Annotated in this window: 18 protein-coding genes and 1 pseudogene; 8 read left to right on the top strand and 11 right to left on the bottom strand. The window is 61.0% G+C overall.

The annotated features are described in order from the left end of the window. The first annotated feature begins 182 nt into the window (after positions 1 to 182). The gene (gene gpt, locus FB009_RS27285) at positions 183 to 680 is read left to right on the top strand and encodes a xanthine phosphoribosyltransferase (protein WP_011975542.1); all 498 of its coding nucleotides are present in this window, start codon (positions 183 to 185) and stop codon (positions 678 to 680) included. A 31-nt stretch (positions 681 to 711) separates the two neighbouring features. Here gpt and FB009_RS27280 read toward each other — a convergent pair whose 3' ends face one another. Then, entirely contained in the window at positions 712 to 2,184 is a 1,473-nt protein-coding gene (locus tag FB009_RS27280) for a bifunctional ADP-dependent NAD(P)H-hydrate dehydratase/NAD(P)H-hydrate epimerase (RefSeq protein WP_011975543.1), read from the bottom strand. Between the two features lie 348 nt (positions 2,185 to 2,532). Here FB009_RS27280 and FB009_RS27275 point away from each other — a divergent pair, with 348 nt between their 5' ends. From FB009_RS27275 to hspQ, 3 genes are all read left to right on the top strand, one after another. Beyond that, positions 2,533 to 2,871: a P-II family nitrogen regulator gene (locus tag FB009_RS27275; protein ID WP_011975544.1), complete on the top strand. Its 339-nt coding sequence runs from the start codon at positions 2,533 to 2,535 to the stop codon at positions 2,869 to 2,871. Positions 2,872 to 2,952: 81 nt separating this feature from the next. Further along, positions 2,953 to 4,362 (top strand): type I glutamate--ammonia ligase, encoded by a 1,410-nt coding sequence (gene glnA / locus FB009_RS27270; RefSeq protein ID WP_011975545.1) that lies wholly within the window; start codon positions 2,953 to 2,955, stop codon positions 4,360 to 4,362. A 180-nt stretch (positions 4,363 to 4,542) separates the two neighbouring features. Further along, positions 4,543 to 4,872, top strand: coding sequence for a heat shock protein HspQ (gene hspQ, locus FB009_RS27265; protein WP_011975546.1), 330 nt, complete (start codon positions 4,543 to 4,545; stop codon positions 4,870 to 4,872). 157 nt (positions 4,873 to 5,029) lie between these two features. Here hspQ and FB009_RS27260 read toward each other — a convergent pair whose 3' ends face one another. The 4 genes from FB009_RS27260 to FB009_RS27245 are packed head-to-tail and all read right to left on the bottom strand — an operon-like array spanning position 5,030 to position 8,876. Continuing rightward, positions 5,030 to 5,809, bottom strand: coding sequence for an ABC transporter ATP-binding protein (locus FB009_RS27260; protein WP_011975547.1), 780 nt, complete (start codon positions 5,807 to 5,809; stop codon positions 5,030 to 5,032). 9 nt (positions 5,810 to 5,818) lie between these two features. After that, the gene (locus FB009_RS27255; protein WP_011975548.1) at positions 5,819 to 6,850 is read right to left on the bottom strand and encodes a FecCD family ABC transporter permease; all 1,032 of its coding nucleotides are present in this window, start codon (positions 6,848 to 6,850) and stop codon (positions 5,819 to 5,821) included. Then, positions 6,850 to 7,857 (bottom strand): FecCD family ABC transporter permease, encoded by a 1,008-nt coding sequence (locus tag FB009_RS27250; protein ID WP_011975549.1) that lies wholly within the window; start codon positions 7,855 to 7,857, stop codon positions 6,850 to 6,852. The genes FB009_RS27255 and FB009_RS27250 overlap by 1 nt, the downstream gene beginning before the upstream one ends. A gap of 20 nt (positions 7,858 to 7,877) precedes the next feature. Next, positions 7,878 to 8,876, bottom strand: coding sequence for an ABC transporter substrate-binding protein (locus tag FB009_RS27245; protein ID WP_011975550.1), 999 nt, complete (start codon positions 8,874 to 8,876; stop codon positions 7,878 to 7,880). 517 nt (positions 8,877 to 9,393) lie between these two features. Between FB009_RS27245 and FB009_RS27240 the strand changes: the two genes are divergently transcribed. Then, positions 9,394 to 10,284 (top strand): LysR family transcriptional regulator, encoded by an 891-nt coding sequence (locus FB009_RS27240; protein ID WP_024312259.1) that lies wholly within the window; start codon positions 9,394 to 9,396, stop codon positions 10,282 to 10,284. Positions 10,285 to 10,362: 78 nt separating this feature from the next. Here FB009_RS27240 and FB009_RS27235 read toward each other — a convergent pair whose 3' ends face one another. Beyond that, complete coding sequence (locus FB009_RS27235; protein ID WP_011975552.1) at positions 10,363 to 10,992, bottom strand: invasion associated locus B family protein; 630 nt, start codon at positions 10,990 to 10,992, stop codon at positions 10,363 to 10,365. A gap of 318 nt (positions 10,993 to 11,310) precedes the next feature. Here FB009_RS27235 and FB009_RS27230 point away from each other — a divergent pair, with 318 nt between their 5' ends. Both FB009_RS27230 and FB009_RS27225 read left to right on the top strand, forming a co-directional pair. Beyond that, positions 11,311 to 13,125, top strand: a complete 1,815-nt coding sequence (locus FB009_RS27230) for an extracellular solute-binding protein (protein WP_024312260.1) — start codon at positions 11,311 to 11,313, stop codon at positions 13,123 to 13,125. Between the two features lie 82 nt (positions 13,126 to 13,207). Next, complete coding sequence (locus FB009_RS27225) at positions 13,208 to 13,873, top strand: DsbA family oxidoreductase (protein WP_011975554.1); 666 nt, start codon at positions 13,208 to 13,210, stop codon at positions 13,871 to 13,873. Positions 13,874 to 13,914: 41 nt separating this feature from the next. On the opposite strand, the gene mfd is transcribed toward FB009_RS27225, so the two are convergent. Together mfd and FB009_RS27215 are read right to left on the bottom strand one after the other, a co-directional pair. Next, the gene (gene mfd, locus FB009_RS27220) at positions 13,915 to 17,430 is read right to left on the bottom strand and encodes a transcription-repair coupling factor (RefSeq protein ID WP_011975555.1); all 3,516 of its coding nucleotides are present in this window, start codon (positions 17,428 to 17,430) and stop codon (positions 13,915 to 13,917) included. Continuing rightward, positions 17,427 to 17,738, bottom strand: coding sequence for an FAD assembly factor SdhE (locus FB009_RS27215; protein ID WP_011975556.1), 312 nt, complete (start codon positions 17,736 to 17,738; stop codon positions 17,427 to 17,429). Before FB009_RS27215 ends, mfd begins: the two co-directional genes overlap by 4 nt. A gap of 116 nt (positions 17,739 to 17,854) precedes the next feature. Between FB009_RS27215 and recG the strand changes: the two genes are divergently transcribed. Continuing rightward, positions 17,855 to 19,960, top strand: coding sequence for an ATP-dependent DNA helicase RecG (gene recG / locus FB009_RS27210; RefSeq protein WP_011975557.1), 2,106 nt, complete (start codon positions 17,855 to 17,857; stop codon positions 19,958 to 19,960). 16 nt (positions 19,961 to 19,976) lie between these two features. On the opposite strand, the gene FB009_RS27205 is transcribed toward recG, so the two are convergent. The 3 genes and pseudogenes from FB009_RS27205 to FB009_RS27195 form a co-directional block, all read right to left on the bottom strand. Then, positions 19,977 to 20,669 carry a DUF502 domain-containing protein gene (locus tag FB009_RS27205; RefSeq protein ID WP_011975558.1) on the bottom strand — a complete coding sequence of 231 codons (693 nt, stop codon included), beginning with the start codon at positions 20,667 to 20,669 and terminating at the stop codon, positions 19,977 to 19,979. Positions 20,670 to 20,687: 18 nt separating this feature from the next. Next, positions 20,688 to 21,185, bottom strand: a complete 498-nt coding sequence (locus FB009_RS27200) for a GNAT family N-acetyltransferase (protein WP_011975559.1) — start codon at positions 21,183 to 21,185, stop codon at positions 20,688 to 20,690. Next, positions 21,182 to 21,373 (bottom strand): annotated as a pseudogene (locus FB009_RS27195) (SIS domain-containing protein); the annotation flags it as partial. The gene FB009_RS27200 and the pseudogene FB009_RS27195, both read right to left, overlap by 4 nt.

Below are 21,373 nucleotides of genomic sequence, written 5' to 3'. Positions count from 1 at the left end.
CGATCTTGGCCGTTAAAGGGGCCCGTTCGCCGAAAACGCTGGATCGCGGCACTCAGGCGGGACTGGCCCTTGCACTCTCGGCTTCATTGCCGTTATTGCATCAGACACGAAAGCGTCGGCCGTGTGGCCGCCGACCTGCAGCAACGCTTGCCACGGACAGTGGAAAGAAGCCGGAGCCCGCCATGTCTCTTCCCGAGAAAGCCTTTCCCGTATCCTGGGATCAATTCCATCGCGACGCCCGCGCTCTGGCCTGGCGGCTAGCGGATAACGGACAGGAATGGCGCGCGATGGTTTGCATCACGCGCGGCGGCCTTGTTCCGGCCGCGATCGTAAGCCGGGAACTTAACATCCGGATGATCGAAACGGTCTGCATCGCCTCCTATCACGACTACGATACGCAAGGTCAGATGAAGGTGCTGAAGAGCATCTCACCGGAGATCGCCAAGAGCGGCGGCGAAGGCGTTCTCATCGTCGACGATTTGACAGACACCGGCAAAACCGCCGCCGAGGTTCGCGCGATGCTGCCAAAGGCGCATTTCGCCGCCGTCTACGCAAAGCCGAAAGGGCGTCCGCTGGTCGATACTTTCGTTACCGAGGTCAGCCAGGATACTTGGATCTACTTCCCTTGGGATCTGGGCTTCACCTACCAGGAGCCTATCGCCAAGGGCACACGCGGTTAGAACACGTTCGGGGAAAGATCGGAGCATTTTCTCAAAGCGGCGGCATGCTTTCGATGAGCATTTCGGCCGTCGCCGTACGGCCAGCTGCGACACCTGCTTCGCCGTGGCGCCAGACTGCCGCCGCCGCTGCCTCGAATGAAGGCATGCCCTGTGCCAGGTGCGCTCCGATGATCCCGGCAAGCACGTCGCCGGAGCCTGCCGTCGCAAGCCAGGGGGGCGCATTGACATTGACGGCCGCCCGGCCGGAAGGCGCGGCAATGACGGTATCCGGGCCCTTGTAGACGATCACGGAATGACTGAGTTTTGCTGCCGCCTGTGCCTTCTCGATCTTTGACAAAGCCGTATCCGCAGCAATGCCGGGGAAAATACGCCCAAACTCACCGTCGTGCGGCGTCATCACCACTTCGCCGCCCTCCTCCGCGATCCTGTCGAAGAGTTGCTCTTCCGCCTCTTTGAACGAAGTGATGCCGTCGGCATCGAGGACCAGCGCCCGGTCGCAAAGCATGAGCACGAAGTCCCGTGCCGTCTTGCCAACCCCGAAACCGGGGCCAAGAACGAAAGTGCTCAGCCGCTTGTCCTTGAGCCAGGCGCTAAGGTCGGCTGTGCCGTCGATCTCCTTGAGCATGACGGCCGTGAGATGCGACGCGTTCGTAGCGAGCGCTTCCACTGGAGAGGCAAGCGTCACGAGCCCGGCACCAGCGCGCAGGCCGGCTGCCGCCGACAATCGCGCGGCCCCGGTCGAGGCCGATCCGCCGCAAAATACTGCGAGATGACCGCGCTTGTATTTATGGGCCTCCGGATCGAGCGCGCCGAGGTGCTCTTCCCAGAGCGTGGGGGTGTTGATGTGCAAATCACCGGCCCTGCCGACAACGAACCTCCCCGGGATGCCGATATCGAAGACTTCGATTGTGCCGCAACGGGCGCGACCCGGCATCAGCAGATGGCCGGGCTTTGGAGCCATGAACGTTACGGTGTGGGCCGCAACGAAGCTTGCGCCACGGATCTCACCCGTCCGCCCGTCTATGCCGGATGGCAGGTCGACGGCGACTACCGGTACTCCACTGGCGTTCACCCGGCCGATGACGTTTCTCGCCTGCTTGGGCACCTCACGCGCAAGCCCTGCCCCGAAAAGCGCATCGATAACGACGTCGCCCGGTTGCGGCTCGTAACCGTCGAGCGGTCCAGGCGCGAGCGCGCACCGTTCGCGCGCCCTTGCGGCATCGCCCTTCAACTTCGCCGGCTCGCCAAGCGCGAACACCGTGACGCATGCGCCGCTTTCCGCCAGCGCGGCTGCGGCGACATAGCCATCGCCACCGTTGTTGCCGGGGCCGCAAAGCGTCACGAACCGCAGGGCTCCCGGGTAAAGTCGCAAGGCGGCGGCCGACACGGCCGTTCCGGCTGAACGCATGAGCGAGAAGCTGTCGATTCCCGAATGGGCGGCATCCTTGTCGACCGATGTCATTTCGGCCGGAGTCACAAAGATATTTGAAAGTGTCTGGGACATGGAAGCGATCTAAACGCGACGGAAGGAGAGAAAACAAGAGTAGCGTCGATAGGAAACGAGAATGATTAAAGGTTATGCATTTGCACACTATAGGTGCTTAAATTACGTGCTCCGAGCATGAAACGGCGGCGCTTCTTGGATCGGATGCGGGCTCAAGCCTGCGAACTTCATAAAAAATAGGCAGATTGCTGCTGCAAAAGCCCATTGTGCCCTCGGCACCCATGGCGTGACCGCTGGAAATTTCGCAATCTGCGCGTCATGCCCCTACAAAAGTGGCACGCTACGTGCATAGTGGGAAACCAAGCGGGCAGAACCTGCTTTAAGGGAGAAGCGGAGAGACATTTTCTCATGAAAAAGATCGAAGCGATCATTAAGCCTTTCAAGCTCGACGAAGTGAAGGAAGCCCTTCAGGAGGTCGGCTTGCAGGGGATTACCGTCACGGAAGCCAAGGGCTTCGGGCGGCAGAAAGGTCATACGGAGCTTTACCGGGGTGCAGAATACGTCGTGGACTTCCTGCCGAAGGTGAAGGTCGAGGTTGTGCTGGCCGATGAGAATGCGGAGGCCGTGATCGAAGCCATCCGTAACGCCGCACAAACCGGCCGGATCGGCGACGGCAAGATATTCGTATCCAACGTGGAAGAGGTCATCCGCATCCGCACCGGTGAAACCGGAATCGACGCCATCTGATCACGTCGCCAAGCGACGTTACCACATCCGGGGCCATCCGGCCCCGTTTCCAATCCTCGTCATCACAGGGAATTGCAACAAATGACGACTGCGAGTGAAGTTCTGAAGCAGATCAAGGAAAACGACGTCAAGTTCGTGGACCTGCGCTTTACCGACCCCAAAGGCAAGCTGCAGCACGTGACGATGGACGTCGTCTGCGTCGACGAAGACATGTTCGCCGATGGCGTGATGTTCGATGGTTCCTCGATCGGCGGCTGGAAGGCTATCAACGAGTCCGACATGGTGCTGATGCCTGATCCGGAAACAGCCCATATGGACCCGTTCTTCGCGCAGTCCACCATGGTCATCTTCTGCGATATCCTCGATCCGGTTTCGGGCGAAGCCTATAACCGCGATCCGCGCGGCACGGCCAAGAAGGCAGAGGCCTATCTCAAGGCGTCGGGTATCGGCGACACGGTTTTCGTGGGCCCGGAAGCAGAGTTCTTCGTTTTCGACGACGTCAAGTACAAGGCTGATCCGTACAATACCGGCTTCAAGCTCGACAGCTCCGAACTGCCCTCCAATGACGACACGGACTACGAGACCGGCAACCTCGGCCACCGCCCCCGCGTCAAGGGCGGCTATTTCCCCGTTCCGCCGGTCGACAGCAGCCAGGACATGCGCTCGGAAATGCTGACCGTGCTCACCGAAATGGGCGTCACGGTGGAAAAGCACCACCACGAAGTGGCTGCGGCGCAGCATGAGCTCGGCATAAAATTCGATGCCCTCGTCCGCAACGCCGACAAGATGCAGATCTACAAATATGTCGTACACCAGGTAGCCAACGCCTATGGCAAGACTGCCACCTTCATGCCCAAGCCGATCTTCGGCGACAACGGCTCGGGCATGCACGTTCATCTCTCGATTTGGAAGGATGGCAAGCCGACCTTTGCCGGCGACGAGTATGCCGGCCTTTCTGAAACCTGCCTCTATTTCATCGGCGGCATCATCAAGCATGCCAAGGCTCTGAACGCCTTCACAAATCCGTCGACGAACTCCTACAAGCGTCTGGTCCCGGGCTATGAGGCACCGGTTCTGCTGGCCTATTCGGCACGCAATCGCTCGGCCTCTTGCCGCATTCCATTCGGCAGCAACCCGAAGTCGAAGCGTGTCGAAGTCCGTTTTCCGGATCCGACGGCGAACCCCTACCTCGCCTTTGCCGCCATGCTGATGGCCGGCCTCGACGGCATCAAGAACAAGCTCAACCCCGGCAAGGCTATGGACAAGGACCTCTATGACCTGCCCCCGAAGGAGCTGAAGAAGATTCCGACCGTGTGCGGCAGCCTGCGCGAAGCGCTTGAAAGTCTCGACAAGGACCGCAAGTTCCTGACCGCCGGCGGCGTGTTCGACGACGATCAGATCGACTCCTTCATCGAGCTGAAGATGCAGGAAGTCATGCGCTTCGAAATGACGCCGCACCCCGTCGAGTACGACATGTATTATTCCGTCTGATACGGAACGGGCAGGCCTGCCGAAGGTTCTGCCCATGCAAGGTGAACGACGGAGGCGGGTTTCATCCGAGGCCCGCCTTTTTCAGTCAATGCCGATGGAAGCTCGCTGACGGGGGGCGCTTCCCTCTTGATGTTCCATATGCGACAACCCAGATAACTGTCTGAAAGGATGTGTTGCGTCATGAAACAAAGAAACGCCAAATTTGAGATCGGACAGGTGGTTCGCCATCGGATGTTCCCGTTCCGCGGCGTCATCTTCGACGTCGACCCGGAATATGCGAACACCGATGAATGGTGGAATGCGATTCCGCAGGAGATCAGGCCCGAAAAGGACCAGCCCTTCTATCATCTGTTCGCAGAAAACGAAGAAAGCGAGTACGTCGCCTATGTATCGGAACAGAATCTCGTTTCCGACGAGAGCGACAGGCCGGTCCGCCACCCCCAGGTAGACGCCCTGTTCGAACGGGCCGATGCCGGGCACTATAAGCCCAAGGCGGTCTATCAGCATTAGGGCGATTGCAGGCAAGCGCAGCGGTTTTTCGCGCGGTCTGAGCCCGGCGCAAGCCGGGCTTTTTCATGCTTGGGCCTGCCGCTTTGCCGGATGGCAATCGTGATCATGCCTAACGCTGGTGCGAGGGCGAACGGAAACGCGTGCAGGCTTTCCCGCCCTAGCGGCGAACGCGAACCTGCAGATAGGGCGCTTCCCCGCCGCTTGATTGGATGAACTCGCCCTCGACCTTGAAAGTCTTTTCGAGAAGGCCGGTGCCGCTTAGGGCCGTGGGCGAACCTTCAAAAACAAGCCTTCCCGCGGAAAGAAGGGCGATCCTGTCTGCAATTGCCATGGCATGATTGAGGTCGTGGATTGCGATGATCACGGTGACGCCGCGTTTACGGCTGAGCCGGGAAATCAGCTCCAGTATTTCGACTTGATGGCCGATGTCGAGAAACGACGTCGGTTCATCGAGAATGAGGATGCCGCTTTCCTGGGCAAGCGCGGCAGCAATCCAGGCACGCTGGCGTTCACCACCCGACAACGCCTTCAGTCCGCGATCGGCAAGGGTCTCGAGCCCGGTGCTTTCGAGCGCCCACTCGACGGCCTCGCGATCTTCGCTGCGGAAGCTTTGGAACAGTCCGACATGGGCAAAGCGTCCCTGCCGGACCAGTTCTTCCACGCTCATGTCGTCGGGCGCGTAAGGTGCTTGCGGCAGAAACGAGAGGCGCTTGGCCAGGTTCCGCCTTTTCCACGCCCTCATCTCCCTCCCGTCAAGGACGACTTCTCCTTCGTCCGGGCTCGTCAGTCCCGCGAGCGCGTGCAGTGCCGTGCTTTTGCCGGACCCGTTCGGCCCGATCAGCGCCACGATCTCGCCCTGCGAGAAGCCAAGCGAAAAGGCATCGAGCGCGCGGTGCGCACCGTATCTGACGCCGACATTTGTTGCTTTCAGGATCATCGGCTTGCCTCAGGAACGACGGCGCAGAAGGATGAGGAGCGCTGGGGCACCTGCCAGAGCGGTGATCACCCCGATTGGGATCTCCTCCGCCTGGCCGAGCAGACGTCCGGCCAGGTCGGCTCCGGTGACGAGAGATGCGCCGAGGACCACGGTGAGCGGCATGACCATGCCGAAGCGCCGGCCGGCGAGAAAATGCGCCAGGTGCGGCACGACGAGGCCGACGAAGATCAGCGGCCCGACCGTTCCGACGGCGCTTGCGGCGAGGCCGCAGGCTGTAAGGAGAACCAGGCTGAAATGCAGCCGGTAGGACAGGCCGAAGGACCGCGCTACGTCCTCTTCGAAGCGGAGCATATCGAGCGAACGGTGCAGCAGCGGTAGAGCGATCACCGCCGCGACCGTGAACGGCAGCAGGAAAATCACATGCTCCCAGCTGCGTGCGTAAAGGCTGCCCGACAGCCATTGCATGACGATCTCGAAGCGGGCGCTGCCCCATCCGGCGATCATCCCCATGGCCAGCGCGTGCAATGTCGCTCCGATGGCAATGCCGGAAAGCGTCAGCCTCAATAGGCTCAAGCGATTGCGTATCGCGATCCAGAAAACCAGAAACCCGGTCGCCATACCGCCGACACTGGCCACGAGTGGCAGCCAGCGTAGCGGCAGACTGTACAGCGTGTGGGCGTCGGCGCTCGCCCCATAGACCGTGAAAAGCAGGAAAATCGCCACCGTCAGTGTCGCGCCCTGTGATATGCCCAGGATCGTTGGATCCGCGAGTGGGTTGCGCGTGATCGCCTGCAGCAGGAGCCCGGCAACCGCGAAATGAGCTCCGGCGAGCATGCCGGTCACGATGCGCGGTATCCGGATGGTGCCGATGATGAGATCCGCATCGTCCGACCCGCCACCGACGAGGACCGCCAGTATATCCTTGGCCGGCAGATCGACGACACCGAGAAAAACGGAAGCAATGAGCAACAACGCCGAGATCGTCAGCGGCAGGATCAGAACCCCTTTCCTTCGGGCCGATCTTGGCGTGGCCAGGCTCATCACACCGTTCCCCTGCCGGGCAAAGACTGGCGGCGCTGCACGAGATAAAGAAAGACCGGCCCGCCGATCAGCGCGGTGAAGATGCTGACCGGGATCTCCCTCGGCGCCGCGACGGAACGTGCGAGCGCGTCGGCTGTCAGCAGCAGAGCGCCGCCGGTCGACGCATTCAGCAGTATCGCCGTAGCTGCATCCACGGGCCGCAGGAGACGAACGAGGTGCGGCACGGTAAGCCCGATAAAGGCAATCGGCCCGGCAATGGGAGTGACCCCGGCGACCAGCCCCGCCGCACAAAGGAGCAGCGCGAGCTTCCACCGTGCAGCGTTCAGCCCCATGCCGGCGGCCGCCTCGTCGCCGAGCGAGAGCAGTCCGATGACGCGGTGGCACGCAAGTGCGGCACCTATTCCGATGGCGACCCACGGCAGCATATAGCTTACCTGAGGCCACGAGCGTCCCTGAAAGCCCCCCGACAGCCAGAACAGCATGGAAGGCGACTGCGGCGCGCCGCGAATGAGGATGTAGGCCGTCAGCGCATTGAGGAACAGCGAGACCGTGATGCCGCTGAGTGCGAGATGAAGCGCTGGTCCACGCCCGCTCCGCGCTGCCCAGATCGTCAGCGCAACCGCTAGCAGCCCACCGGACATTCCTATGAAGGGATAGAATACCGAGGAGACCGCCGGGAAGGCCACGAATGTGAAGACAATCAGCAGTACCGCGCCCGCAGAAACGCCCGTGAGGTCCGGTGCAGCGAGCGGATTGCGGGTGATGATCTGCAAAAGCAGGCCGGCGACCGCCAGCGCGGCACCGGCGAGGAAAGCCGCGATGCTGCGAGGCATCCGGAGCGTCCATACGATAATTCCGTCGACACCCTGGTTGGGTGCGAGAACCGCACGAATGGCCGCCTCCAAACTCATGGGCTTAGCACCGACGAGCAGAGCCGCAAAGCCGATCAGCGCAGCCGTCGAAACTGCCAGAAGGATTGCAGCGATACAACGGCCACGCGGCGTCATTGCTTTTCCCGATTTTGCCGCTACTCGACCGAGGCCGGTATGAGTTTTCGCGCTTCGGCCTTGACATCAACCGCAGGAAAAGTCTCCGGGTAAAGCAGATGTGCCGCTTCACGCAGGACGATCTCCCGGGCAATCGGTCCGTGAGTCTCGACCCAGTGATCGCCGACATAGTGAACACGCCCGTTCTTCACCGCGGAAAGCTGCTGCCAGATCGGATTGTTTTCATGCGGCCGGTCCGGGCCGTAGTCATAGACGAAGATGATTTCCGGGTCCTTTTCCAGCATGGTCTCAAGGCTCATCTCCATCCCCCAGTTGTCGGGCAGATAGGGCGTCGGGTTTTGTCCGGCGATATTGTCCCCGCCCAGCGCCACCAGGATCGCCGCCGTCATGTTCTCGGAGCGAAACACCCAGGGCGTATCGCCACCCCACATGACGACGAAGCGTGGATGCCGGTCCTTCGGGGCCTTGGCGGAGAATTCCTCCATCGCTGCCTTGAAGCGCGCGTTCAGTTCCTGTCCGCGCTTTGCCTGGCCCAGGATTGCCGCGAGCTGGCTTATGGTCCTGTCGCTGTCGGCATAGAGTTCCAGATTGTAGGCGAGATAGGGTGCCACATTTGCAATCTGGTCGGCATTGCCTTCGGTGTAGCGTCGGATCGCTATCGTCACGTCTGGCTTTGCCTCGGCGAGCAGCTCGAGATTGGGAGTGGCTCGTTGGCCGATTTCCTTTACGTCCTTGAGGTAGTCGGCGAGGAAGTCGGGATTCCGGCCCTGGACCATGTAGGTGCTGGCGACCGGCTTTATGCCGAGGGCGAGTGCGACGTCTGCCGCGAAATAGGAAACGGAGGCGATCCTTTTGGGCGGAGCCGGAACCGCGACCGCGACGCCGCGATCGTCGATGACGCTCAACGTCTTGATCTCGTCTGCATGGGCCGAACTTGCCGTAATCGCGAGCGCCGCTATGCCGGCTGCGCAAATGCGCCACGTCCACCGGAGAGAATTTCGGTTATGGCCGGAAAACATGGGAAGCCTCCTGATGGTATCCGTGGATCCTGGCGCGACTGCGCCGACAGCAGATGATGGGCGCGTCGGGACAAAAGTGGCTGCTATGCGTGCTCGGACGCAGGCGCTCTGCGTGAGAAAGCCGCAAGCCACCCTCCTCGCAAAGCGCGTCTTCGCTGCGTCCATCGACTTTCCTTGCCCGCATCCGCCAGTCCCTGCGTCGTTATGTGGATTGAATTGCATACATGATAAATATATTCAAGTTTATTTTTTAGTACACTCAAGAAATTCCGGAGCGCTCCCGAGAATAGTTGGAGCCGAAAACAGAAAATCGCTCGAATGGCCAATGACCATCGAGTTCTCGTTCATAAACCGGAGAACGATGTGAGTTATATAGATCCAAAGCTTCGTAATTCTCGAAGCCTCATTTAGAATCATTCGAAACAAGGACTCATGTGGACGCTATATTCCCCGAAATGAATTTGACTTATGAAGTCGATAGACATTTCCATTGCAAGCGAAAGGTTTTCACGCCAGCATGAATAAAACTCAAACCAGGAACATGCGTCTTCCCCCGCTTGGTGCATTGCCGGCTTTCGCCGCTGCTGCGAAGGCTGGAAGTCTGACTTCGGCGGCAGCCGAGATGCATGTGACTCCGGGAGCTGTAAGCCGCCAGGTCAAGTCGCTCGAACATGCGTTGGGCGTGATGCTGTTTCGCCGCCGGCACAATGCTATAGAATTGACTGAGGCCGGGCGTCACTTCCTGGTCCACGTCAACAGTGCTCTTTCAACGCTCGAAACAGGGGCCCGGGCGATATTGCCTGATCGCTCTCGACTGGTGATCCAGGCACCGATTACGCTGGCGCGACGCTGGCTTATTCCGCGTCTGGGTTCCTATCTACAGGAAAATCCGGCCGTCGACATTTCCATTCACTCGCTGGCGCTTGGTTCCGGAGAAACGGCCGATGTGACGGTGACCTATCGGCGTGGTACGCAGATCGAAACATTCGCGCGAGGATCGCTGGTCGACAGGACCATTGCTGTTTCCTCGCCGCAACTGTTCTCCAGCCTCAGCGCAGGTCGCGAGCCGGGGCAGGTTCTTGATCTGCCTCTGCTTCTGGACACGGCAGACGGCTGGTCCTGGCATCGCTGGTGCGAATGCGCCGGCTTTGCATTCGAGCCGCGCGGCGGGACCCTAGTTTTCGATACGGATGAGGCCGCTATCGACGCTTGCATCTCTGGCCTGGGCGTCGGCCAGGCCAATCCCTCATTCGTCGAGCGGGAGCTTCGCAGCGGGCAGCTTCTCGCTCTGTCTCCAACGTTGGCGCCGATCGTCGGCGCTTATGAGATCGCAAAAGCACAGAGCGCTCGCCTGCCGCAAGGCTTTTTCGAATGGTTGTCGCGGTGGGATTTGCCGACACTTGCATGACCGTGATCCGGCGCCCGTACAAAAAAAGGGCGCCCGGATCGATGACTCGGACGCCCTTTTCATTGAGGGAGTTGACGGTTACTGCTGCTTGGCAGCTTTCTGCGCCTCTTCCAGCTTTTTGCGGGCGTCTTCGGCCTTCTTCTGCATCTCTTCCTGCAGCAGGCGCTGGCGCTCTTCGAGCTGGGACTGTTCGATCGGTTCGCCGTCGAAAACGCCAGTGAAGCCTTCGAGCGTCATCTTGATCGGGTTTGGAGCGCGCTGAAAGTTGACGGAGGTGAAGACGACCTCATTGCCCTTCTTCAACTGCGCGATAAGCGCGTCGGAGAGTGGCGCCTCGGCAACGCACTTGTCGGGCATGCAGATCGCGTAGTCGAGCTTGACGCCCTTACCACCGTCGATCTGCAATTGGATGCCTGGCGGAATCATGCGCGCCGACGGCACCGAAACCTGCATGACCTTGCGGTTTACCTTGCCCGAGACGGAAATGAGTCCGACTGCCGTAACAAGCTGTCCGTTATTGGCGGTGAGCAGGTTCTGGACGATGCAGACATCGTTATCTTCCTGCTTGGTGCAGACCTTGAACCAACCCTGCGGCGGCTTGCCTCCCGCCTGCTGCGCGGAAGCGACGCTCGGCGCGCCGGCGGCTGCGAACGAAAGCGCCAGCGCTGCCAATCCCGCGCGTGTGGTGAAGTTCGACTTGAAGATCATTGTGATTCCGTCTCCTGAAATCCGGTCACGGAACTTAAGTTCCGCAGAGTGAGTATCGTCAGCCGCCGTTGTCCTGTTGGCCAAATGAGGCATTTGAATGGCCCCGATTCCGGAAACATCTGTTACATTGGCTTGGCCGGTTTATCCAGTGTTTGTTGCAACTTTTTGCAACCATTTGCTTTGAACGGCCCTTTCGTATCGTTGCGCGATGTGGCAGGAGCCTGCTTTGTTCTTTTCCCGGCCCGCCGCGGTTGGAAATGCGCGCCCGCATTGATAACTTGCCCGGAATCGGCCTGCAGAATCCTACGGGAGGTGAAGTTGCGCGCAGTTCTTTCCGGCCTGGTGATGCTCGTGGCAGCCAGCATATTTGCCAACGGTGCTTTGGCCGCGCCCGTGCATGCGATCGCCATGTATGGCGAACCAGCCTTGCCAGCCGACTTCAAGCACTTCCCTTACGTCAACCCGGAGGTGAAGAAAGGCGGGAGGATTGCCTATGGCGTCGTCGGCACGTTCGACAACCTCAACCCCTTCATCCTGAAGAGCATGCGCACGACTGCGCGCGGCATGTGGGATCCCGGTTTCGGCAATCTGGTCCACGAGTCCCTGATGCAGCGCTCGCAGGACGAGCCCTTCACCATGTATGGCCTGCTCGCCGAGACCGTCGAATGGGACGATGACCGTACTTTCATCCAGTTCAACCTCAATCCCAAGGCGCGCTGGGCCGACGGTCAGCCGGTAACCGCAGAAGACGTGATCTTCACCTTCGAATTGATGCGCGACAAAGGTCGCGCACCCTTCAGCAACCGCCTCTCCAAGGTGGCGAAGATGGAAAAGGTCGGGGAGCGAAGCGTGCGCTTCACTTTCACCGAGGATGCCGACCGAGAGGTTCCGCTTTTGCTTGGGCTTTCACCCGTGCTGCCGAAACATGCGGTCGACGTCGAGGCGTTCGATCGAACGAGCCTCAAACCGCCGCTCGGCTCCGGCCCTTACCGCGTCGCGGAAGTCAGGCCCGGAGAACGAATCGTCTATCGCCGCAATCCCGATTATTGGGCCAAGGATCTGCCGTCCAAGGTCGGTCTCGACAATTTCGACGAGATCTCGGTTGAGTACTTTCTTCAGGAGAACACGCTTTTCGAAGCCTTCAAGAAGGGCGTCGTAGACATCTATCCGGAAGGAAGCGCCACCAAATGGGCTCGCGCCTATGATTTCCCCGCGGTCCGCAGCGGCGACGTGATCAAGGAAACATTCAAGCCGAAGACGCCCTCCGGAATGCTCGGCTTTGTCTTCAACACGCGCAGGCCTGTATTCGACAACATCAAGCTCAGACAGGGCCTGGCTCTCGTCTTCGACTTCGAGTGGGTCAACAAGAACCTCTTCGACGGTGCCTATACCCGCACGCAAAGCTACTGGCAGAATTCGTCGCTTTCCTTCCTGGGCGTAGCAGCCGACAATCGTGAACTTGACCTCATGGGAGATGTCAGGGAGCGCATCAATCCGGCGATCCTCGACGGCAGCTATAGGCTCCCCGTTACGGACGGCTCGGGTCGCGATCGCAACGTGCTTCGGGAGGCAGTGACGCTGCTGCGTGAAGCGGGCTACTCGATCAAGGACGGCAAGATGGTCGATGGCAACGGCACGCCGCTTGCTTTCGAGATCATGAGCCAGAATGCCGGACAGGAGAAGATCGCCCTCGCCTACCAGCGCTTTCTGGCCCCGCTCGGCATTGTTGCAAGGGTTCGGACGGTCGATGATTCGCAATATCAGTTGCGCAGCCAGTCCTTCGATTACGACGTCATCATAAAGTCGTTTCCGTCGTCGCTCTCCCCGGGTCTCGAACAGATCAACCGCTGGAGCTCGCGAACACGGGACAGGCAAGGTAGCGACAATTTCGCCGGGGTCGCCGACAAGGACGTCGACAAACTGATCAACAACATACTCCAGGCACGAAACCCCGATGATTTCACCGCCGCCGTTCGCGCGCACGACCGGCTGCTGGTCAACAATTCCTATGTGGTTCCGCTTTACCACCTCGATGCGCAATGGATCGCCCGGTGGAAGCGTATCGGCCGGCCAACGGCTGAGCCGCTCTATGGCTATCAGTTGCCGAGCTGGTGGGACGAGCGGGTCCAGTAAGCCGGCGCCCTTTTGTTAACGCGTTGAAAGACGCGCCTGCGCGGCTTATCTGGCAGTTTTGGCAATATGAAAGGCCGCCACCATGGAAACCGTCAATATCGATATCGTCTCGGACGTCGTCTGCCCGTGGTGCTATCTCGGCAAGAATCGCCTGGCACAGGCGATCGCCAATGTCTCCGGCGAGATCAACGTTGCAGTCCAGTGGCGTCCTTACCAGCTCAATCCCGACCTGCCGCCGGAGGGCGTCGACCATAAACAGCACCTGGCGGCAAAGCTCGGCGGTCAGGCCGCCGTCGACGACGCGCACCGGATGCTCGAAAATCTCGGCATGGAAGACGGCGTCGCGTTCAATTTCGATGCGGTCAAAGTCAGCCCGAATACGCTCGATGCACATCGGCTGATCCGTTGGGCAGCGACCAGCGGCGAAGCGGCGCAGGCTGAGCTGGTAAACCTGCTTTTCAAGGCATATTTCGAAGAAGGCCGCAATGTCGGCGAGCACACCGTCCTTCTCGACATTGCCGAGCAGGGTGGCCTCGAAAGGCCGGTGATCGCCGCTCTCCTTGCTTCAGACGCGGATAAGCAAGCGGTGAAGCAGGAAATCGATATGGCGCGGGAAATCGGCGTAACCGGCGTCCCCTGCTTCATCATCGAGCAGCAATACGCGGTCATGGGTGCGCAGTCGGTCGAGGTGCTGTCCAGCGCTTTGCGCGAGATCGCACAGATGAAAGCCGAGCACCCCGCGCACTGAAGCCCGCATAGCGGCGTACCGCCGCGTTCGGCTGCACTCCGCTATGCGGCTTTTGCGAGCGCTGCGAGCTGCGTCATGACCATTGCGGCACCGGAGAGCCGTTTTTCCGGTGTGGCAAGATCGCGCTGGAAGAAGATGCTCTGGTCCGGGCGGATTTTGGCGATCGTCCCCTGCTTGGCGATGTAACCGACGAGAGCGGCCGCGTTGGGGAACTCCTTGTTGCGGAACTGCACCACGACGCCCTTAGGCCCGGCATCGAGTTTTTCGACATTCGCGGTGCGGCAGAGCGACTTGACGTAGACGATCTTGAGGAGGTGCTGCACCTCCGTTGGAAGCGGCCCGAAACGGTCGATCAGTTCCGCACCGAAGCCGTCGATCTCCTTGAGATCCGTCAGCTCGCCCAGACGCCGATAGAGCGCGAGCCGCAGGTTGAGGTCGGGCACATAGTCTTCGGGGATCATCACCGGTGTGCCGACCGATATCTGCGGCGACCAGCCGGTATCGCGGATCTCCTCCTCGCCCTTGAGTTCGGCCACCGCTTCCTCCAGCATCTGCTGGTAGAGCTCAAAACCGACCTCCTTGATATGACCCGACTGTTCCTCGCCCAGCAGGTTGCCGGCGCCGCGGATATCGAGATCGTGGCTGGCGAGCTGGAACCCGGCTCCGAGCGTATCAAGCGACTGCAGGACCTTGAGGCGCCGCTCCGCAGGTCCGGTCAGGGTCTTGTTTACCGGAAGCGTAAAGAGCGAGAAGGCGCGGACCTTGGAGCGCCCTACGCGGCCGCGCAGCTGATAGAGCTGGGCCAGACCGAACATGTCCGCACGATGCACGATCAGGGTATTGGCGGTCGGTACGTCGAGACCGGACTCGACGATCGTGGTCGAGAGCAGGACATCGTAGCGACCTTCGTAGAAGGCGTTCATGATGTCTTCGAGTTCGGTTGCTGGCATTTGCCCATGCGCCACGGCCACCTTCAGTTCCGGCACGTCGGACTTCAGGAAATCGTGAATCTCCGGAAGATCGCTTACACGTGGACAGACATAGAAGCTCTGGCCCCCGCGATAGTGCTCACGCATCAGCGTCTCTCGGATCACCAGCGCGTCGAAGGGCGAAATGAAGGTCCGCACCGCCATGCGATCGACGGGCGGCGTGGTGATCAGCGACAATTCACGCACGCCGGTAAGGGCAAGCTGCAGTGTCCGCGGAATGGGCGTCGCCGAGAGCGTGAGAACATGCACATCGGTCTTCAGCTCTTTCAGGCGTTCCTTGTGCTTCACGCCGAAGTGCTGCTCCTCGTCGATGATCAGCAGGCCGAGATTGGCGAATTTGATCGACGAGCCGAGCAATGCATGCGTGCCGACCACGATGTCCGTCTTGCCTTCCGCAACTTCCTTCTTGGTGAGCGCCAGCTCCTTCGAGCCGACGAGCCGGGAGGCTTGCTGAATCCGTATCGGCAGACCGCGGAAACGTTCGGAGAAGGTCCTGAAGTGCTGCCGCGCAAGCAGTGTCGTGGGTACGACCACAGCCACCTGCACGCCGTTCATCGCCGCGATGAAAGCGGCACGCAGCGCCACCTCCGTCTTCCCGAAGCCGACATCTCCGCATACGAGGCGATCCATCGGCCTGCCGCTGCCGAGATCGTCGCGAACGGCATCGATCGAGTTCAGCTGGTCCTCGGTCTCGTCATAGGGGAAGCGTGCTGCGAATTCGTCGTAGACGCCATCCTGCGCCGCCAGGACCGGCGCATGGCGCGTGTGTCTTTCGGCCGCAATGCGAATGAGCCCCCCGGCCATGTCCAGCAGGCGCTTCTTGAGCTTGGCCTTGCGCGCCTGCCAGGCGACCCCGCCAAGCTTGTCCAGAACCGCGTCGGTTCCTTCCGAACCGTAGCGGGACAGAAGCTCGATGTTTTCCACCGGCAAAAAGAGCTTGGCGTCGTCCGCATAGACGAGTTCGAGGCAGTCATGCGGCGCACCGGCGGCTTCGATTGTCTGCAGGCCGACAAAGCGCCCGATCCCGTGCTCGGCGTGAACGACGTAGCTGCCCTCATCCAGGCCGGTCACTTCGGCAATGAAATCAGAGCCCCGCTTGCGGCGCTTGGAGCGGCGAACCAGACGGTCTCCGAGAATGTCCTGCTCGCCTATGACGACAAGGTCGCCGCTTTCAAAACCCGCTTCGAGGCTAAGAACGGTGGATGCCGCTTCACCCGGCCTCAGCGAATTGAGGTCCGAAAGCGCCTGGACCGGGCGGATATTGGCCAGGCCATGCTCGCCTAGAACCTGAAGCAGCCGGTCGAGCGAACCTTCCGTCCAACCGGATACGAGGACCCTGGCGCCTTTGGCGCGCTTTTCGGCGATATGCTTCACTGCCTGATCGAAGACGTTGGTGCGCGTGCCGTCACTTTCGGCCTCGCTCGCGGACTTGGCCCAACGCACACCCTGGCGCGCTTCGATATGCACAACGTGTCGGGCTTCGCCCTCGTGTTCGGAGAAAGGTGACAGGCGGACGGCATTGCGCTCCGTCAGCGCATCCCCGAACGCTTTCGCGGCGAGATAGAGCATGTCCGGCGGCACTGGCTTGTAAGGCGTGCCCTGCGTGGCCTGGGACTTGCCCGGTGAAGCGGAGGCAAGACGCGCGTCGTAATAGTCGAGAATGAGCTTCGAGCGCTCCGCGGCGGCCTCTCGCGCCAGATGATCGGTGACGATGCGAAAACCGTTCAGATAGTCGAAGACGGTTTCGAGCCGATCATAAAAGAGGGGCAGCCAATGCTCCATGCCCGCATAACGCCGGCCCTCCGACACCGCCTGATAGAGCGCATCATCGCGCGTCGCCGCTCCGAAGAGCGAAAGATACTGCTTTCGGAAGTGGCTTATCGTTTCCGGCGTCAGCGACACCTCGCTCATCGGATTGAGGTCCAGGGATCGAACCTGCCCGATCGTGCGCTGGCTTGCCGGGTCGAATGCGCGGATCGCCTCGAGCGTGTCGCCGAAGAAGTCAAGGCGCAGAGGCTCGCCGCTGCCGGGTACATAGACGTCGAGGATGCCTCCTCGCACGGCAAATTCGCCCATCTCGCGCACCGTCGGCACCCGCTCGAAACCGTTTCGCTCGAGCCGGGCCGCAAGGTCGTCCATGCGGATCTGATTGCCGGGACGAGCAGTGAAGGCGAGGCTTTCGATCACATCCTGCGGCGAGATCCTTTGCAGGACCGCATTGACGGTGACGAGCACGATCGCCGGATGCGGTTTCCGTCGATGGGCAATCAGCGCGCTCAGGGCCGCCAGGCGCCGGGCCGACGTATCGGCGCTCGGGGAGACGCGGTCGTAGGGAAGACAGTCCCAACCGGGCAGCGTCAGAACCGGGATGTCGGGAGCGACGAAGCCGAGCACCTGTTCGAGGTCTGAGACCTTCTGTCCGTCAGACAGAATATAGGCGACGGGTGCGCCGCCACGCGCCAGCTCCGCAAGTACGAGCGCCTCGGCACCCGTTGGCACCGGGCCGATTGTCATTTCCCGCGTCGCCGCAAGAACCTTCCTAGGGTCGAGGCCAGGTATCATCGTCATGTCTGCTTCGTGTCTTGGCGAACCGGGTCGAAATCAGGGCGATAGGCAGCAATCCGGAGAAAAAGCTCGGTCGCATAACGCTCGGGCAGCGGTTTTTCTCCAGTGATCCAGCGGACGAGGTCGTTGTCCTCCTCGCCCATGATCGCTTCGAGCTCGTCGAGCTCCGCTTCGGACAAGGTCGCGAGCTCCGCCTCCGCGAACTGGCCGAGGATCAGGTCCATTTCCCTGATGCCACGGTGCCATGCGCGGAAAAGAATCCTGCGCCGACGCGGGTCGAGATCGGCGCTCGTGCGCGAAATGCCGGTCATGGGATGTCCTTCTGCCGTCCGCCGCCTCGGCGATCGAGATCATTGGGCTCTATAAACGCTGGAAAGCCGGTTGTCAGCCTTGCCAAAGGCGGAATTATCGTCGCAATTTCATTGCCATGCGCCCTGCCCTGCTCGACCCGCTGTTTTCGCCTCTCGATACTTTGCCCGGCATCGGACCAAAGACCGGCGAGCTTTACGCCCGTCTGCTCGGGCGCGAGACGATCGAAGACTGCCGCGTCGTGGATCTTCTGTTCCATGCGCCCCATTCACTGATCGACCGCCGCCGCCAGCCCGGCATCGCCTATGCTCCAGCCGGTTCGATCGTCACCATTACCGGGCGCGTCGACCGGCACCAGCCCGCCCCCAGCGGCAGGTCGAACGTGCCATATCGCGTCTTTCTTCACGACGATACCGGCGAACTCGCGCTGACCTTCTTCCGCGTGAAGGGCAACTGGCTCGAAAAGGCCCTGCCGGTCGACGAGACGGTCATCGTCAGCGGCAAGGTCGACTGGTTCAACGGGCGGGCCTCCATGGTACACCCGGATTACATGGTCCGCGCGGCCGAATCGCAGAATATGACGCTCGTCGAACCGGTTTACGGGCTGACGGCGGGCCTGACTTCCAGGCCGCTTCGCAAGTCCATCGAGGCGGCGGTGGCGCGCGTCCCGGACCTGCCGGAGTGGCTGGACGGGGCCCTACTTCGCCAGCAGGGTTTCCAAAGCGTCAAGGAGAGTCTTCAGCGCCTGCACGAACCACGGGATGACGCAGACATCGACGCGCAGGCTCCCGCGCGCCGCAGGCTAGCCTACGACGAATTCCTGGCGGGGCAGCTTTCGCTCTCGCTCGTTCGCCAGCGACTGCGCAAAGTGTCCGGCACGCCTGTTCATCCAACGGGCCGATTGAGCAGTCCAGTCATCGCCGCCCTGCCCTTCTCGCTGACGAGCAGCCAGTCGACCGCCGTCGACGAGATCCTTCAAGACATGTCCGGAACAGACCGCATGCTGCGATTGCTGCAGGGTGATGTAGGTTCGGGCAAGACGGCCGTCGCCTTGATGGCGATTCTGGCGGCTCTGGAGGCCGGCGGCCAGGCGGTGCTGATGGCGCCGACGGAAATTCTCGCGCGCCAGCACCACGCCACCCTTTCGAAGTTGGCGGCACCGGCGGGTATCACCATCGACGTCCTGACCGGCAGGACGAAGGGCAAGGAGCGTGACGCGGTACTGGAGCGCATCGCTTCCGGCGAAACGCAGTTGGTGATCGGCACGCACGCACTTTTTCAGGATGCAGTGAGCTATCGCCACCTCGTCCTCGCCGTGGTCGATGAGCAGCATCGTTTTGGCGTGCACCAGAGATTGCGTCTGACGGCCAAGGGTGTCTCGCCGCACATGCTCGTCATGACCGCGACACCTATTCCGAGAACACTTGTGCTTGCGGCCTTCGGCGACATGGACGTTTCGAAGCTGACGGAGAAGCCGGCCGGGCGCAAGCCGATCCAGACCGTCACGATACCGAACGAACGGACCGACGAGATCGTGGAGAGGCTCGATGCGGCGCTGAGCCAAGGCAAGAAGGCCTATTGGATCTGCCCTCTCGTCGAGGAGTCCGAGGAAACCGACGCAATGTCTGCCGATGAGCGCTACCAGAGCCTTGCTCGACGGTTCGGCAAGGATGTCGGCCTGGTGCACGGGCGCATGACGGGGCCTGAAAAGGATGCCGTCATGCTCGCCTTCAAGACCGGCGACATCCGGTTGCTCGTGGCAACGACCGTCGTCGAGGTCGGGGTCGACGTGCCGGACGCCACGATCATGGTGATCGAACACGCCGAACGCTTCGGCCTTGCGCAACTGCATCAGCTTCGGGGGCGCGTTGGTCGCGGCGACGAAGCCTCGACCTGCATCCTGCTTTACAAAAGCCCGCTCAGCGAAGCCGGGCGGGCTCGGCTCTCGGTCCTGCGCGAGACGGAAGACGGCTTTCTGATCGCCGAGGAAGATCTCAGGCTGCGTGGCGAAGGCGAGCTCCTCGGAACGCGCCAATCCGGCACCCCCGGCTTCCTGATCGCCAGTCTCGAGGCGCATGGCGACCTCCTGGAGATGGCGCGAAAGGATGCCGCCTATGTGATCGATCGGGATCCGGAACTGACATCGGAACGCGGTGCGGCGCTCAGGATGCTTCTGTATCTCTTCCGTCGCGACGAGGCGATCCGGTTCCTCCGCGCCGGCTGATCATCCGGCGCGCCCCTCAAACGCTCTCCTGCTGTTTGATCGCAAGCTGCGGCGCGTTGGCCAGAGGGCTGTAATCGGGGGCGACGAGGCCTCCGGAAATCAGCAGCTTTGCTGCATCTTCTGCGCTCATCTGCAAGGGAATGATCTTGTCGCGCGGCACGAAGAGCAGGAAGCCGGCAGTGGGGATCGGTGTCGGAGGCAGGAAGACCGTCACCATGTCCATGCCGCGCTCGTCGAATCTTGCTGCGATCTCGCCCTTGACGTCCGTGGCGATGAAAACGAGCGACCAGAGTCCGGGGCTGGGATATTCTATCAACCCTGCCTTCTTGAAGGACGACGATTGGTCCTGCAGCACGGTCTGGAAGATCTGCTTCAGCGACTTGTAGATGGAGCGGACGAGCGGCGTTCTATTAAGAAGCGACTCGCCGAAATTGATGATCGAACGGCCCACAAGGTTGGCGGTCAGAAAGCCGACCAGAGTGATGACGATCACCGCAACGAGCAGCCCGAATCCAGGGATCGCGATCGGCAGATAGTTGTCCGGGTTATAAAACTTCGGCAAATACGGCTTCACCCAGCCGTCGGCCCACTCGATGAACGATCGGACGAGCCATACCGTGATCGCCAGAGGCGCGCAGATTATGAGGCCCGTGAAGAAGTAATTGCGCAGTCGTGCCGCGATGATGCCGCTTTTGGAACTGTCCGTCATGCCGTTGCCATCGATCCGTCATTCCGCTCCAAAGGCGGGATGATATGTGACGGTGCCGGAAACCAATGCTCCCGACAAGGGTAGAGCCATGAAATATTGCGGCGCACAACCCTCATACACCAGCGCAGGTTCATTTCGGAACCCGAATCTCCCATAGAAAGCCGGATCCCCCGCAAGCACGCAGCCTGAGGCTCCCGCCTTGCGAAGCATATCGAGCCCGCGGCGCACAAGTGCACTGCCTGTGCCGTGTCCTTGCCGGTCCGGCCGCACCGCTACCGGACCAAGCCCATACCAGCCGACCGCAAAGGGGGCGATCGTCACCGGCGAGAAAGCGATGTGGCCGATTATCTCGCCCTCTTCCTCGGCGACGAGGGACAGAGTCAGCGCGTCCTCGGAGCGCAACCGATCGATGATCCGAGCCTCCGTCTGGCTGCTATAGGGCTGACCGGCGAAAGCCGCCTCGGTAATCTGCCGGATCGCCTCGTCGTCGCCTTCGGTGTCCGGACGAATGATCATTCGACCGTCACCGATTTGGCGAGGTTGCGCGGCTGGTCGACGTCGGTCCCCATGATGACGGCGGTGTGGTAGGCGAGAAGCTGGACCGGCAGCGAGAAGATCATCGGTGCGATGATCTCGTCGACGAACGGCAGCACGATCGTGTGCATCGTGTCGAGTTTCGAGGCGGCTGCTCCTCTCTCGTCGGT

This window comes from Sinorhizobium medicae (assembly GCF_007827695.1).
In the GTDB taxonomy this organism is placed as follows: Bacteria; Pseudomonadota; Alphaproteobacteria; order Rhizobiales; family Rhizobiaceae; genus Sinorhizobium; species Sinorhizobium medicae.
The sequence above is the reverse complement of the archived record's forward strand: the minus strand, read 5'-3'. Positions and strand labels throughout refer to the sequence as shown.